Below are 14,586 nucleotides of genomic sequence, written 5' to 3' on the forward strand. Positions count from 1 at the left end.
AGGCCCGCAGTTGACGCCGCCGGAGACTTAGGGAAACCTAACCTTGCTTTCAGCGTCCTCTCACCTTCCGGAGCACCACCATGGCCCATTCCGAACCCCTCGCCGCCCCGCTGGCGGGTACCGCCGCCCGGTGCGTCGCGGTCTCGCTCGGGCTGAGCGGGCTGTGGGCGGGCTGCACCTGGGCGGCCGGCCACCTGCACGCCGACCCGGCGCTGCACACGGTGGCGCTGTTCGTGCACCTGGCGTCGCTGGTGGTCGGGTTCGGCGCGGTGCTGGCGATCGACTACCTCGGGCTGCTCTGGCTGCTCGGCAAGCGCACCCTGCGCAACGTCCTCGACCTGACCGCCCCGCTGAACGTCCCGGTCTGGGGCGGCCTGGCCGGCCTGACCTTCAGCGGCATCCTGCTGGAGCCGAACCTCGACTCCGGACTGACCCGGCTGAAACTGGTGCTGGTCCTGCTGATCGCGCTGAACGGCGTGCACGCCACCGCCCTGCACCCGCGCCTGGAGTCGTACGGTGCGCTCCGGCCCCCGACGCACCTGATGGCCCGCGCGGCCGGGTCCGCGGGCCTGTCCCAGCTCGGCTGGTGGGGCGCGGTCGTGATCGGCTTCTACAACACCCGCCACTGAGGCGGCCGGTCGCGCGGCGGGGGGCAGCCCGTCCGGGCGGCGACCGGGAGGACGGCCGCGACGCGGAAGCCGGTGCCGTGGGGTGAGGCGGTGAGGCGGCCGGCGGGTCCTTGACCGGTACGCCGACGCCGTCGAGCAGGTGCTGCGCCGCGAGATCATCCCCCGCGGCGACGGCGAACTGACCGAGGAGCTGCGCCATGCCCTGGACGCCTACGTCCTCCAAGGTGCCGACCCCGACCGCCGGCCCGCGCTCGCCACCGCCGAGCCCGTCGCGCTCCTCGCGATCGGGTTCGCAGCGCTCACCGCCCCACTGACCGCCCTCGACGACCTCGCCGCCGACCTGCCGCCCCGGTGCGAGGCGATCGACGACGCCCTCGCATTCGCCGCTCCGCTGGCGGTGGCCGGGGCGTGAAAGCCGACCGGCGCGCGGGAGCAAGGCACCCTGCGGCTGGGGGCGGACGATGCTCCGAGCGGCGCAGCCGCCGTCCCGTACCGGTCGGTTCGGTCGCACGCTGGTGACAAGGCGGCCCGGACGTGAACCCCCGAGCACGGCCGGGCCCCTGACCGCTCACCTGACCCGACCCCACGAAGGAGGCCACTGTGGCGATCCTGGTGAAAATCGACCTGCCCGGCACCACGACCGACCAGTACGACACGCTGAACAGCAGGCTCCAGGCTCTGCCCGGCGACACCTTCGCCGGCTGTATCTCCCACGCCTGCGTCCCCACCGGCACCGGACTCGTCATCTACGACCTGTGGGAATCGGAGGAGGCCATGCAGAGGTTCATGGGCATCGTCATGCCGCTCGCGCAGGACCTGGGCATGCCCCAGGGCGCCGAGCCGGAGATCCACCCCACCCACGCCCACTGGACCCCGTAAGGCGCTCCCCGGCCGCCGTCCAGAGAGCGGCAGTGCGGGAGAATCGGTGCGCCGGTGCGCGCCGCCAACCATTGCCCGCGGCGCGCACCGGAGAACCCGGCTCTGGTAGCCGGCCGTCGGATCCCGGCCGAAGCCAGTTCCCGCAGGTAGCCTGATCCTGATGTCCGCCGGCACCGAGACGCACATCCCGGCCATCACCCGGCGGGCATCACCACCAGCGGAAACCGCGCCGAGGGTCTGGTGCCCGGCCCCGGCGACCACCGGCGACGAAGCCTCACCCCACCCGAAGACCCGCCCGCGAGGATCGCCATCTCCGCGGCGGCCAACCGCGCGTCGACCCCGGCCGGATCCGGGGGCGAGTAGTAGCGGGGCAGCCGTTACTGACTTCGGCTCGTCAGGGTGACGTCGGGGTGTCGAGGGTCAGGCCGGGCCACGGACAGGCGTCCCGAGCGCCGGCCGCTGACGGTCACGACCGGTGTGCGGCCGCGTCGGCCCCAGGTGCGTCCTCTGGGCGGACGGCGGGTGAATAACACCCACAGGGGCGGCGCGCTCCGGAAGACCCCGGCAGGGGCCGCATCAGGCGCCGTCCGCCGTGCCGAGCGGCGCCGCCGTGCCGAGCGGTCTGTGATCAGTCCGCCGTGGCGATCAGCGGCTTTAGCAGGATGTCGGGTTGGGTGCGCTGGAAGGCGTTCAGGTGCCACTTGTCGGCGAACAAGGCCAGCAGAGCGTCGTCCGAGCGGCGGGTGAGCACCTCGCCGTTGGTCAGGCGGGCCTTGGCCAGGGCTGCGGCGCCGTCGGCGTCGGTGATCCGGGCCAAGCGGTAGGAGAGCTGGTCGAGGGTGATCGGGGACGAGAACTCGTGCTCCATCCGGTGCAGGATCACGTCGAACTGCATCGGGCCGACCGCAGCCATGACCGGCGACTGGTCGCCACGCCGGTCGGAGACCAGCACCTGGATCACGCCTTCCTCATCGAGTTGGGCGACGCCCTTGCGGAACTGCTTGGAACGGCTGATGTCCTTGGGCCGTGCCACCGCGAAGTACTCGGGGGCGAAGGCGGGCAGCGGGGGAAACTCGGCCTTCCTTCCGGTGTAGAGGGTGTCGCCGACCCGCAGCGCGCTCGCGTTGATCAGGCCGACCACGTCGCCGGGGTACGCGGTGTCGACCACGGTGCGCTCGGCGCCGAAGACGGTGTGCGCGTACTTGGTTGCGAAGGAGCGGCCGCTGGCCGCGCGGGTGACGTGCATGCCGCGCTCGAAGACGCCGGAGCAGACTCGGACGAAGGCGATCCGGTCGCGATGGGCCGGGTCCATGTTCGCCTGGATCTTGAACACCAGACCGGAGAACTCCTCGCCGACCTCGCGGCTTCCTCCCTTGGCCAGCGGGCGGGGCCCGGGAGCCGGAGCGAGGTCGACCACGGCGTCCAGCAGGGGCTTCACGCCGATGTTGGTCAGCGCGGCGCCGAAGAAGACCGGGCTGATCTTGCCGGCCTCGAAGGCCTCCTGGTCGTAGCCGGGGCCGGAGGAGAGCACCAGCTCCAGTTCCTCCAGGGCGGTCGTCCAGGCCTCGCCCTCCTGCTCGGCGGCCATCTCGGAGGTGAGCTGCTCCTCGAGGGCGGCGTGCGTGCCGGCCGGCACCTTGGTGTAGCGCAGCATCTGCTCGGTGTTCCCCGCTTCGACCAGGCCGCGCAGGTTGCCGGCGTTGCCGACCGGCCAGACGACCGGGACGGGGGTGATCCCGAGGTGCGTCTCGATGTCCTCGAGCAGGGTGAGCGCGTCCCGGCCGCGCCGGTCCCACTTGTTGATGAAGGTGATCACAGGGACGCCGCGATGGCGGCAGACCGCGAAAAGCTTGCGGGTCTGCTCCTCCAGGCCCTTGGCCGCGTCGACCAGCATGATCGCGCAGTCGACGGCGGCCAGCACCCGGTAGGTGTCCTCGGAGAAGTCGGCGTGGCCGGGGGTGTCGACCAGGTTCATCACGTGGTCGCGATAGCCGAACTGCAGTGCGGCCGAGGTCACCGAGATACCGCGCTCGCGTTCCAACTCCATCCAGTCGCTGGTCACGCCGCGTCGGTCACCCTTGGCGTGCACCGCACCGGCAGAAGTGATCGCCCGCGCGTGCAGCGCCAGCGCCTCGGTGAGCGTGGACTTGCCCGCGTCCGGATGGCTGATCACGGCGAAGGTCCGCCGGCGGCCGGCCTCATGAAGGACCTGCGGGACGGGGACGGACTGTTCTGTACTCACGTGTTCCTCGGGTACGCATCGGCAGCAGGCCGGGTGACGCCTCTCCGTACCTGGTGAGCCGGGGATCAGATCCACAGGCCCAAGAAGCGATAATAGGCTGCCGGACGGCGTGACCCCGAAATTCCCGTTTGCCGGCTGCTGCCACGGCTCCAGCCAGGAGAGCAGCGAACCGGCCGGAGCCGGGGCCGAGCCGGTCCGGGCGAGCTCCCCGCTCACGCAATCGGCCGCGTGTCCCTACATCCGCCACGCGCTCTCCGCCGTCGACGACAACCACCTGGTCATCACGTCGCCGAAGACCCGCAGCAGCAAGGCCGGGGTCGCCATCCCCCTGCGCGTCGCCGTCGCCCTGCGCGTCGCCGTCGCCCTGCGTCACCGGGCCGAGGCCAAGAGTCCCTCACCCGCCCGGCTTTAAAGCTTGTTCCGGAAGGTCCAGGAGTGGGCATTTCTCCGGTACAGGTGGGGTGCTCCGGGCTGAGCCCGGTGTGGGTGGGGACGTTCTCGGGGCTGCGTTTGCGGCAGTTCGAGGGTCTGGTGCAGGCCAAGCACGAGCACGTCCTTGAGGCGTGCGCCGTCCGGCTGCTCGACCCATAGGCCGTGTATCGGAACCCGAACCCGGTCAGCTGACCCCCGGCTCGGGGCACGCTCAGACCGGATGCTCTACGGGCACCGACATCAGTCAGCGGCCGTAGCGGACGGCCACGCCCGACATCGCGCCACAGCCCTCTCACCGATATCCACCGGCTCGAGACGTCCGGCTGCTAATTTCGGCAGGTGGCCCGGAATCAACCCATTCAGCTCGGTTCGCAGATCGCGGGCTACCAGGTGGAGCGTGAGCTCGGCCGCGGGGGAATGGGCGTCGTCTACCTCGCGAAGGATCTGCGGCTGGGCCGTATCGTGGCCCTGAAAGTGCTCGCCCCCGAATTGACGCACAGCGACGCCTTCCGTCGACGTTTCATCCATGAGTCGCGCATGGCCGCTGCGATCGATCATCCGCACATCGTGCCGATCTTCGGAGCCGGCGAGGCCAACGGAGTCCTGTACATCGCCATGCGTTATGTCTCCGGGCCGGACTTGGGAGCTCTCCTGGACCGGGACGGTCCGCTGCCGGTGACAGGTGTGATGCGCATCGCCGCGCAGGTCGCGTCGGCGCTCGACGCCGCGCACGAGCACAGTCTCGTACACAGGGACGTAAAGCCCGGCAACATCCTGTTGGCCAGGAGCGATGCCGCCGACGATCCCTACTATGCGTATCTCGTGGACTTCGGGCTGGCGAAACCATCGCTGGAGGAGTCCCTCACCACGGTGGGTCAGTTCGTGGGAACCGTGGACTACGTGTCTCCCGAGCAGATCTCCGGCCGCCCTGTAGACGGTCGGGGCGATCTGTACAACCTCGCCTGCGTCGTATACGAGGCACTTGCGGGTAGCCCCGTGTTCCAGCGCGAGAACGAGCTGGCGCTGCTGTGGGCGCACCTGATGGACGAGCCGCCAGGCCTCTCCGAGAGATGCGCGGGGCTCGCGCCAGCCGTCGACAGGGTAATGGCACAGGCGCTGGCCAAGGACCCTGAGCATCGTTACGGATCATGCCGGGAGTTCGTGGCGGAGTTGATTTCCGCCGCGGGCGAGCCGAGCTAGAAATGATGCCCTGGAGACGCAGGTGGCCGCGCCGATCGCGGCCCACGAGCGGTCGGTACGCGCCAGACCTCTGGCCCGTGTGGATCGTGGCCGGTCTGGCTGTGGTCGCGGTCTGCGTCGCCGGCGTCGTGGCGTACTGGCTTATCCGCCGGCTGACGGAACCCGCGGAGACGCTGGGCGTCCCCGACGGCATCAGGCTCAGCATCGCTGTCCTGACGGTTTTCGGCGCGGTGCTTGCGGGTGTCTACGCTTACCGCAAGCAGCGTATCGCCGAAGGAAACGCCCACCGGGCGGACGCGACCCAGTTCGCCGAGCGCTACAGCACGGCAGCCGGCCAGCTCGGCCACGACGGACCGGCCGTACGCCTCGCCGGCGTGTATGCGATGGCTCGGCTGGCCGACGACTGGGTGGAGCAACGCCAGGTCTGCGTGGACGTCCTGTGCGCCTATCTGCGCATGCCCTACGAATGGATCCCGGAGTCCGACCACTACAGGAAGGGAGAACGGGAGGTACGGCAGACGGTCATCCAGGTCATCCGCGATCACCTCCGGGAGTCACTGGAGGAGTTTTCCTGGTCGACCTGCGCTCTTGACTTCACCCGCGCGACCTTCGACGGAGGCGACTTCTCCGGCTGCTGGTTTCGCGGCAGTGTCTCCTTTGCCGACGCCGAATTCGTCGGTGACCTGATCAGCTTCGACGGATCCGGGTTCCTCGACGGGGCGGTTACCTTCCGCGGCGCAAGATTCGGCGCTGGCGCGGTCACGTTCAACGACGCGCACTTCCAGGGCGCTACGGTCAGCTTTGACGAGGCGCGGTTCAGCGGCAGTGCAGTTTCCTTCCGCGGCGCGCTGATCGGTCCCGGCGACATCACGTTTCACAATGCGAGCCTCAGCGGCGGGACGCTCACGTTGGACGAGGCGCGGTTCGTTGGCGGCACCGTCGGCTTCGACTATGCGCAGTTCAGCAGCGCCACGGTCACCTTCAACCGGGCGCTGGTCGAGGATGGTTCGCTCGCCTTCCGCCGCACACGGTTCACCGGAGGCACGTTGAGCTTCGACCACGCGCACTTCACTGGCGGTTCCCTCGCCATCGACGACTCGGAGTTCACGGGCGGTACGGTGACCTTCTACGCGGCGCGGTTCGACGGTGGAGACATCACCTTCGACTACGGGCAATTCACCGACAGCACGGTCACCTTCCACCACGGGCGATTCAATGGAGGCACCGTCTCGCTTGGCCATGCCAGGTTCAGCGGCGGCATGCTCTCCTTCGTCCGCGCCCAGGTGAACGGGGGCCGGGTCACCTTCGCCGACGCAGAGTTCAGCGGCGCCAACGTCCGATGGGGCCGCCTCCGGCCGCCCGAGGACGGGACGAGCTGAACTCCGGACCGACTCTCACGAGCAAGTGCCGTCGGAACGGGGGTTCTGGCTCAGTTTCCGGGCTCTGTCGCTCAGGCTGCGGAGTTCTGGTTGCCCGTCGAGGCGGACGTCGGCGAGCCAGACATCGAGGGCCGGGTGCTCGCTGCGGCATTCGCGGACCAGGGTCGCCAGGCGCCGGGCGTACTGGGTGGTCGCGGCCAGGGCCGGGCTGCGTTCGCACACTCCCCGTGGGGTATATGTCGGGCGCAGTCGGGGATCAAGGGCCCTCCCGGCAGGGCCGGTCGGCTCCGGCCTCGCTCGGCACCGGTCTCCACTGGAACCGAACCCGACCGCCCGGGCGGATGACGCCGCATGACGGCCCTGAACTGCAGCGATCCATGGAGCCGGCCGGGACCTCGAGGTGGTCGGTGAGGTGTCGGCGCACGGTGTCGCGCCGGCCACTGCCTTCCGGCACCGTCGGGCAGTGGCTGCTTCCCTCGTTGCGGCCGTGTGATCCAATGAGTCCATGGGGGATGCGCGAAGGACCTACGGACCGCTGGAACTCGTCGAAGGCCGCTGTGTGGTGGGAGACTCCCACCGGCCGGACGGTCGCTGGGTGGAGCTCCGAACAGAGGGAATGGTCCGGCACGCCGGCGGCACAGAGGACGAGTTGATCCCCTGGTCCAGGGTCATGCTGGGGATCGGAATCCAGATAGGGCATGGGACGAAGGGATCCGGCTACCAGGGTGAGCTCGGGTTGACGGGCCTTCTCGGCGGCCTCCCCGGCCCCTTCAAGGGACGTGGGGGCGGCCACCTCAGCATGACCCTCCGCCACCCGTACGAGGAGCGGAAGCTGACCTTCGACCGGCACGCCGAGTGGTACAAGCCCACGCACGTCCTGCTCCTGGCCGAACTGATGACGCAGACGGTCGCTGCTGGCGACGCTCACCGGCTCGGCGACGCCGAGTGGCTTGAATGGGCGATCGGACGCCTTGAGCTCGTGACGTCCTGGCCGCTCGGCCGTCAGCCGGCGGCGGTGCTGCAAGCGGCTCTGAAGGACTGACCGGCTCTCGCCAGGAGGGACAGGCGACCTCGGCCGGGGGTGAGCACGGCGGCGACCGGCCGCAGGAGCGCGTCGCCGTTGCGGAGGACCTGCACGACACCGGTGCGGAGGACCTGCACGACACCGGTGCGGCGGCCGGTGCGACGCCCGGCCCGGTGCGGCGGGCGGGCACGGGTTCGGTTCCGCAAACGCTCCCGCACCGCCCGCCGGCGCGTCCGGCCCGTCGGTACGTCAGAGAGCTGTCAAGGATGGGCGGCGTAGCGCCAAGCTCCCGTCAAAACGCACGGGACGTACGGGGATCCGGTGCTTCGCTATGCGGCGTCCCGCTCACACCCGATCCTGTCGCCCCCTCACCCGGGTGACCCGGAAGGTCTCACATCCGATGCGCCGTTCGGCCCTCACCCCACCGGACACCACCGACACCCGGAACAGGTTCCGCGACCTCGACCGCACCCGGGAACCACGGCATCCCAGCCACCGCCCCGATGCACCGAGGAGCGGCCGCCGCCGACTTGTCGGCACCGACCAGCTGGTCGAGGCGCTGCCGGCCGCGCTGCGCAAACTCCACCCCCGCACCATGGCGAAGAACCCGGTGATGCTCGTGGTCGAGACCGGCTCGGCGGCCACCACGCTGAGCGCGGTCCTCCACCCGGGCGTGTTCGCCTGGGTGATCAGCTTCTGGCTCTGGCTCACCGTGCTCTTCGCCAACCTCGCCGAGGCCGTCGCGGAGAGCCGGGGCAAGGCCCAGGCCGAGTCGCTGCGCCGGGCCCAGGCGGGCACCACGGCCCGCCGGCTGCTGCACTGGCGGGTCGGTACCCGCGACCACCGCCACGAGACCATCCCCGCCGAGCAGTTGCTGCTGCACGACATCGTGCTGGTGTCGGCCGGCGAGGTGCTCCCCGGCGACGGCGAGGTGGTCGAGGGCGTGGCCGCGGTGGACGAGTCGGCGATCACCGGGGAGTCCGCGCCGGTGATCCGCGAGTCCGGCGGTGACCGTACCGGTGTCACCGGCGGCACCCGTGTCCTCTCCGACCACCTCGTGGTCCGCATCACCGCCCGGCCCGGGCAGAGCTTCATCGACCGGATGATCGCCCTGGTCGAAGGGGCGAACCGGCAGAAGACGCCGAACGAGATCGCCCTCAACATCCTGCTCGCCTCGCTGACCATCGTCTTCGTGCTCTCCGTGGTGTCGCTCCAGCCGATGGCGATCCATGCGGGCGCCCCGCAGACCACGATCGTGCTCGTCGCGCTGATGGTCGCGCTCATCCCGACCACCATCGGCGCCCTGCTCTCCGCGATCGGCATCGCCGGCATGGATCGCCTGGTCCAGCGCAACGTGGTCGCCCTCTCCGGCCGCGCCGTCGAGGCGGCCGGCGACGTCGACGTCCTGCTCCTCGACAAGACCGGCACCATCACCCACGGCAACCGCCGGGCCACCGCCCTGCACCCGTTGGCCGGTTCCACCGTCGAACAGCTCGCCGAGGCAGCACAGTTGGCCTCCGCTGCGGACGAGACGCCGGAAGGGCGGTCCATCATCGAACTCACCGACCGCCAGTACTGGGTACCGCCGCGCGCCCCGGGCGAACTGGGTGAGCACCAGCCCGTCCCGTTCACCGCGCAGAGCCGGATGAGCGGCGTCGACCTGCACTGGCCGGACGGGGCGAGCTGCCTCATCCGCAAGGGCGCGGCGAGCTCGGTCGCGCACTGGGTGGTGCGCTCCGGCGGCCGGCTGCCGATGGAGGCCAAGCCGCTGGTCGACCGGATCTCCGCCGCCGGCGGCACCCCACTGCTGGTCGCCGTCCACGACCGGCACGGCGCCCGGCCACTGGGCGTGGTCGAGCTCAAGGACGTCGTCAAGGAAGGCATCGCCGAACGCTTCGCCGAGCTGCGCCGGATGGGCATCCGCACCGTCATGGTCACCGGCGACAACCCGCTCACCGCCCGCGCGATCGCCGCCGAGGCCGGCGTCGACGACTACCTCGCCGAAGCCACCCCCGAGGACAAGCTCGCCTACCTGAAGAAGGAGCAGGCCGCCGGGAACATGGTCGCGATGACCGGCGACGGCACCAACGACGCCCCCGCCCTCGCCCAGGCCGACGTCGGCGTCGCGATGAACACCGGCACCCCGGCCGCCAAGGAGGCCGGCAACATGGTCGACCTCGACTCCAACCCCGCCAAGCTGATCGAGATCATCCGCGTCGGCAAACAACTCCTCATCACCCGAGGCGCCTTGACCACCTTCTCGATCACCAACGACGTCGCCAAGTTCTTCGCGATCATCCCCGCGATGTTCTCCGCCTCCTACCCGGGACTGCAGCACCTCAACATCATGGAACTGCACAGCCCGACCTCGGCCATCGCCTCCGCGATCATCTTCAACGCCCTGATCATCGTCGCCCTGATCCCGCTCGCCCTGCGCGGCGTCCGCTACCAGCCCGCCAACGCCACCGACCTGCTCCGCCGCAACCTGCGCGTCTACGGCCTCGGCGGCCTGATCCTCCCGTTCCTCGGCATCAAGGCCATCGACCTGCTGATCCAGTTCGTCCCAGGCCTCGACTGACGCGGGTCGCCGGGCCGACACGCCCGGAAGATGGCCTGGCCATTCCCTACGGGCCCCTGATGCGGAACCCTCTGTGCCCGGGGCAGCGATCCTGAAAGGCTGAACTCCTCAACGGCCTTCGTGCCGGAGGGACTTCCGCGACATCTCGCATGGCGTCGCGTCCCACCGCCGCAGTTCCGGGCGCCGCGACCGCCGCACCGTCCAGACCGGCACCAAGGTCACCTTCTACTGGTTCCTCAAAGGTTCCCACCCCAACACCGCGGCCGACCGCTACCTCACCTGCCAGGTCCCGACGACTGCCCGAGGCACGCTAATCACCGGTTCTCACCGAATGGCCCGCGTTGATGCCTCGTTGACGGTCCTCTGACGGAACCCGACCGGACCGGCAGGACCTCACCCGAACTCGCGCAGGCGCGGGCGCACACCCAGCAGGATCAGGGCGAGCGCCGCGGAGAGCGCGGCCCCACCGAGGATGGCGCTGACGGAATCGAGCTCGTCGTCATTGGCGGCGACCGCGCGGTCGAAGGCACGCTGGTTGATCGCCTGGGTGTCGTCGATGGCAGCGCAGAGCACGCCGAAGTCGGCGTTGGACTGGTCGGCGGTGGTGCCGGTGTTGAAGGTGACCGCGTCCTTGAGCCGGCCTTGGGCGTTCAGCTCGCGGATCCTCCGGTCGTCCCGCTGGTACTGCTGGAAGGCGGTCAGCACCTGCTCGGCCGCGTCCTGCTCGCCGGAGAAGGTGATGTTGCGCAGTTCGTCTCCGAGGAACCCGCCGAAGCCGACGGCGGCGTGGTCGGACCGGTGCCGGTCCGCAAGCGCGGCGAGCTCGGCGTTGTAGGTGGCCAGGGCGGCGCCGTCGACGCGGGCGAAGGCCTGGGTCTTGTCCAGGAAGCTCTGCTCGTACGCGGCCGCGCGGGCCGGGTCGGTGAGGTAGCGGCTCTCGTCCGCGTTCAGGTCGTAGGCCACGGCGCGGGCCCGGCTGAGCGCGATCACCGAGTCGAACGCGTTGCTCTTCGCCACCACCAACTGGTGGTCGGCCCGGGAGGCCAGCGCCAGAGCGGTGAGCAGCCCGGCCAGGGCGAGCAGGGTGGTGGCGGCGAGCGGCACGTTGATCAGCCGGTGGAAGCGTGCCGCCAGCAATCGCTGCAGCACGCCGAGAGCGGCCAGCGCGAGAAGACCCGTGACCAGGACCCACCACCAGCCCCCCGCCAGGTCACCGCGCTGGGTGTCGTAGATCTGCTGGACGGTGGCCGAGTTGGCCGCCGTCACCTCGTCCACTGCGGGCAGCAGTCGTTGCCGCAGCAGGTCGGTGGCCTGCCGGTAGGCCGCCAGGGCGTCCGCCGACGGCTTGCCGGCCGGGGCGTGGGCCTGGTCCTCCAGCAGCTGCGCCCGGGCCACCAGTGCCTCGTAGCAGCCGAGTTCGTCGATCACGTTCCGCACGGACCGCTGCCCGGCCGGATCGCCGACGGCCGCCTCGGCGACGCGTTGCAGGTCGTGGTCGGCCTGGGCGCGGCGCTGCTCGTAGGCGTCCAGGGTCTCCTGGCGCAGCTTCGCGTAGTCCTGATCGGCCCCGAACAGCAGCAGGTTGGCGGCTTGGGCGTCCATGTCGTTGAGCGCGAAGTACAGGTCGGCCGAGCGCACCACCTGAGGCGCCGCCCGGTGGCCGATGACGTCCGTCCCGTCCCTGGCCCCGACCAGCACGGTGGCGGTCACGGCCCCGGCGGTGAGCACCGCTGCCAGGCAGAGGCCGGTCACGGCGCGGACCAGGCGCGGGGTGTTCCACCAGGCACGGCTGCGCCAGCCCGGGGATGTCCGGTGACGGGGGACACGCGGCACGGGTCGTGGAACGGTCGTGTCCGGGCTCGCCACCCCCGGCGAGTCCGTCCCCACGACGATCGTTCCGCCCGACGAACCCGTTGGCATCGCCGCGCGCCCCCTCCCCTGTTTTCCACTGGCCGCCGAACGGGCCCCGGACGGAACCGCCCAGGGCTTGGATTCAGCGCGGCCCGCCTCCAGCCGTTGACCTGGCGGCGAACCGTTTCTGCGCTGACCACGCTATGGGCTGAAACCCGCGCCTCCGGCCTCCCCTGACGTCCCCTTGACGCCCGTCGTCGCGATCTTGACGGACCATTGGCGTCGGGCTCACGGCTGAAAGCGGTAGCCGATGCCGGGCTCGGTGATCAGGTGGCGTGGGCGGGCCGGGTCGGGTTCCAGCTTGCGGCGCATGCCGGCGAGGTAGACCCGCAGATAGTTGCCGCGGCCCTCCGCCTCCGGTCCCCAGACCTCGGCCAGAATCTGCCGCCCGGGCACCAGCCGCCCCGGACTGGCGAGCAGCAGGGCGAGGATCCGCCACTCGGTCGGTGTGAGCCGGACCGTGCCGTCCGGGCCGGTGACGGTGGCGGCCTCGACATCGATCTCGTACCACCCGATCCGAGGCAGCGGGGCGGGCTCGGTCGCCACGGCCGGCCGACGCAGGACCGCCCGCAGGCGGGCGAGAAGCTCCTCCATGACGAAGGGCTTGGTGACGTAGTCGTCCGCCCCCGCGTCGAACGCCCGGAGCTTGTGCTCGATGTCCGTACGCCCGGTCAGCACGATGATCGGCACGTCCACGGTGGAGTGGACGCCCCGGATGACGTCCACCCCGTCGAGGTCGGGCAGGCCGAGGTCCAGCACGACGGCAGCGGGTAACGCCCGGCCCACCGAGTCCAGTGCCTCCTGGCCGGTGGCAACTGTGAGCACCGAGTACTGCCGGGCCTGGAGGTTGATCCGCAGCGTGCGCCGCAGCGCCGGCTCGTCGTCGACGACGAGGATGTGGGTCATCGGCCCTCCGTCCTCTCCGGATGATCGGTGTCGACCGCCGTGTCCGGCTCCTGCGGCACGGCGGTCAGGTCTGCCGGCGCGGCGGGCAGGGTGAGCAGCATGGTGGTGCCGCCGCCGGGGGTGTCCTCGACCTCCAGGCTGCCGCCCATGGCCTCGGCGAGGCCGCGGGAGAGGGCGAGGCCGAGGCCGACGCCGGTGGTGTTGTCGGTGTCGCCGAGGCGTTGGAAGGGCAGGAAGACGCGGTCGCGGTCTTCGGGGGCGATGCCGGGGCCGCGGTCGATCACGCGGATCTCGACCCGCTCGGCGTGGTGGCTGGCGGTGACCAGGACGGGGGCGCCGGGGGCGTTGTGGCGCAGGGCGTTGGTGATGACGTTGGCGAGGACGCGTTCGAGCAGTGGCGGGTCGGCGAGGACGGCGGGCGCGGTGTCCAGGTCGAGCGGCTGGACCGGCGCGTACGGGTCGGCGAGGGAGTCGAGGGCGCGGGGCAGGATCTCGTCGAGGTGGGTCTCAGCGAGGTGGAGGGTGAGGGCGCCGGCCTGGAGGCGGCTCATGTCGAGCAGGTTGTCCACCAGCCGGGTGAGCTTCACCAGCGACTCGTCCGCCATCGCCAACAGCTCCGCCTGGTCCTCGGGGGAGAACTCGACGTCGGGGCTGCGCAGCGAGCCGACCGAGGCGAGGGCGGCGGCGAGCGGGGTGCGCAGGTCGTGGCTGACGGCGGCGAGCAGGGCGGTGCGCATCCGGTCGGCGGCCTTGATCGGCTCGACCTCGGCGGCGGCCGCGGCGAGCCGGTCGCGTTCCCTGGCGGCGGCGACGTGGGCGGCGAAGGCGGTGAGGACGCGCTGGTCCGCGGCGGGCAGCCGGCGGCCGGTGAGGACGAGCACGGCCCGTTCCCCGACCGGGGCCTGCGTCGCTTCCTGCTCTCCACCCTCGCCGTCCCCGCCTGCCTCGGCGTCGCTGCGGGCGATCGTCTCTCCCGTGGAGCTGTCCAGCAGGGCGACGGAGTCCATGCCGAAGGCGGTGCGGGACTTCTCCAGCAGGGCGGGCAGGGCGTCGGCGCCGCGCAGCACGCTGCCGGCGAGGGTGGACAGGGTCTCGGCCTCGGCGGTGGCCCGGGCGGCCCGGGTGGTGAGCCGGCTCGCGTGGTCGACCACGGTCGAGACGGTGAGGGCGACGGCGGCGAAGACGATCAGGGCGACGATGTTGTTGGTCTCGCCGATGGTCAGGGTGTGGACGGGCGGGATGAAGAAGTAGTTCAGCAGCATCGAGGCGACCACGGAGGCGAGCAGTGCCGAGGTGGCGCCGCCCAGCAGGGCGACGACGACCACGCCGAGCTGGAAGATCAGCGCGTCGGTGGTGAGGTTGACGGTGTCGTGGGCCTGGGAGAGCGCGGCGGTCAGCAGCCAGGG

At 70.9% G+C, this 14,586-nt stretch carries 12 protein-coding genes; 8 read left to right on the top strand and 4 right to left on the bottom strand.

Annotated elements, in window-relative coordinates; translation table 11 throughout:
- Positions 1-80: 80 nt before the first annotated feature.
- The 3 genes from ACGFZP_RS27515 to ACGFZP_RS27525 all read left to right on the top strand — a co-directional run bounded on the left by ACGFZP_RS27515 (position 81) and on the right by ACGFZP_RS27525 (position 1,508).
- Positions 81-629, top strand: coding sequence for a hypothetical protein (locus tag ACGFZP_RS27515; protein ID WP_392938094.1), 549 nt, complete (start codon positions 81-83; stop codon positions 627-629).
- 139 nt (positions 630-768) lie between these two features.
- Positions 769-1,041 carry a hypothetical protein gene (locus ACGFZP_RS27520; RefSeq protein ID WP_392938096.1) on the top strand — a complete coding sequence of 91 codons (273 nt, stop codon included), beginning with the start codon at positions 769-771 and terminating at the stop codon, positions 1,039-1,041.
- Positions 1,042-1,229: 188 nt separating this feature from the next.
- Positions 1,230-1,508, top strand: coding sequence for a hypothetical protein (locus tag ACGFZP_RS27525; protein ID WP_392938098.1), 279 nt, complete (start codon positions 1,230-1,232; stop codon positions 1,506-1,508).
- 628 nt (positions 1,509-2,136) lie between these two features.
- Here ACGFZP_RS27525 and ACGFZP_RS27530 read toward each other — a convergent pair.
- Positions 2,137-3,750, bottom strand: coding sequence for a peptide chain release factor 3 (locus tag ACGFZP_RS27530; protein WP_392938101.1), 1,614 nt, complete (start codon positions 3,748-3,750; stop codon positions 2,137-2,139).
- A 109-nt stretch (positions 3,751-3,859) separates the two neighbouring features.
- Here ACGFZP_RS27530 and ACGFZP_RS27535 point away from each other — a divergent pair, with 109 nt between their 5' ends.
- The 5 genes from ACGFZP_RS27535 (at position 3,860) to kdpB (ending at position 10,363) form a co-directional block, all read left to right on the top strand.
- Positions 3,860-4,162: a hypothetical protein gene (locus ACGFZP_RS27535; RefSeq protein ID WP_392938103.1), complete on the top strand. Its 303-nt coding sequence runs from the start codon at positions 3,860-3,862 to the stop codon at positions 4,160-4,162.
- A gap of 359 nt (positions 4,163-4,521) precedes the next feature.
- Positions 4,522-5,382 carry a serine/threonine-protein kinase gene (locus tag ACGFZP_RS27540; protein WP_392938105.1) on the top strand — a complete coding sequence of 287 codons (861 nt, stop codon included), beginning with the start codon at positions 4,522-4,524 and terminating at the stop codon, positions 5,380-5,382.
- Between the two features lie 77 nt (positions 5,383-5,459).
- Entirely contained in the window at positions 5,460-6,761 is a 1,302-nt protein-coding gene (locus ACGFZP_RS27545; RefSeq protein WP_392938108.1) for a pentapeptide repeat-containing protein, read from the top strand.
- A 595-nt stretch (positions 6,762-7,356) separates the two neighbouring features.
- Complete coding sequence (locus ACGFZP_RS27550) at positions 7,357-7,803, top strand: hypothetical protein (protein ID WP_392938111.1); 447 nt, start codon at positions 7,357-7,359, stop codon at positions 7,801-7,803.
- A 382-nt stretch (positions 7,804-8,185) separates the two neighbouring features.
- Positions 8,186-10,363, top strand: coding sequence for a potassium-transporting ATPase subunit KdpB (gene kdpB / locus ACGFZP_RS27555; protein WP_392938113.1), 2,178 nt, complete (start codon positions 8,186-8,188; stop codon positions 10,361-10,363).
- Between the two features lie 393 nt (positions 10,364-10,756).
- Here kdpB and ACGFZP_RS27560 read toward each other — a convergent pair whose 3' ends face one another.
- The 3 genes from ACGFZP_RS27560 to ACGFZP_RS27570 form a co-directional block, all read right to left on the bottom strand.
- Complete coding sequence (locus ACGFZP_RS27560; protein ID WP_392938116.1) at positions 10,757-12,115, bottom strand: hypothetical protein; 1,359 nt, start codon at positions 12,113-12,115, stop codon at positions 10,757-10,759.
- Between the two features lie 387 nt (positions 12,116-12,502).
- Positions 12,503-13,180 carry a response regulator gene (locus tag ACGFZP_RS27565; protein ID WP_392938118.1) on the bottom strand — a complete coding sequence of 226 codons (678 nt, stop codon included), beginning with the start codon at positions 13,178-13,180 and terminating at the stop codon, positions 12,503-12,505.
- Positions 13,177-14,586 (bottom strand): ATP-binding protein (locus ACGFZP_RS27570; RefSeq protein WP_392938120.1); only part of this gene is annotated, 1,410 nt, incomplete at its 5' end. The genes ACGFZP_RS27570 and ACGFZP_RS27565, both read right to left, overlap by 4 nt.

This window comes from Kitasatospora sp. NPDC048239 (assembly GCF_043202015.1).
Classification (GTDB): Bacteria; Actinomycetota; Actinomycetes; order Streptomycetales; family Streptomycetaceae; genus Kitasatospora.